Below are 620 nucleotides of genomic sequence, written 5' to 3' on the forward strand. Positions count from 1 at the left end.
CGCCGCCCAGCAGGCGCCCCCTCGCGGGCCGGTAGCGCGCCGGTAGGGCTGCGGGACGTCCTCGGTCGTGGTCACGCCCCGAGCATCACACGCGCGCGAGCCGCGGCGCCACGGGGTCGCTCCCCCGCCCGTCCCCGAGCATCCCCGGGACGGTTCCAGGGTCGTGCCCGATGTCCGCGGCGCCCGGCGCGAGCAGGATGGGAGCCATGACCGACACGACTCCCCCGCCGCAGCAGCCGGCGCCCGACGAGGACTTCGACCCGGGCCGCCTGCGCACGATCACCGACATGCGCCGCAGCAGCGACGACCGCCTGGTCGCCGGCGTCTGCGCCGGCGTCGCGCGCCACCTCGGCGTCGACCCGGTCGTCGTCCGCGTCGCGGTCGCGGTGCTGACGATCATCGGCGGCGCGGGACTCATCCTCTACGTCGCGGCCTGGGTGCTCGTGCCCTCCGACGACGCCGCCCAGAGCCACGCGTCGGAGTGGTTCAACCTCGGCCGCAACGAGCCGCAGGTGCGCACGATCGGCCTGGCCGTCGCAGCGGTCGTCGCGGCCCTCTCGGCGCTCGGCGACGCTGCGTGGGACGGCTGGGGCCGCGGGGGCGGCTGGCCGCGTGCTGCC

The 620-nt window shown here is 77.4% G+C and carries 1 protein-coding gene; it reads left to right on the plus strand.

Annotated features, from left to right (window positions below):
* Positions 1-206: 206 nt before the first annotated feature.
* The coding region (locus tag AC2W7G_RS18030) for a PspC domain-containing protein (protein WP_485869641.1) at positions 207-620 on the plus strand (414 nt) is incomplete at its 3' end.

It is taken from the genome of Aeromicrobium sp. PFPM2_SD2 (assembly GCF_057364525.1).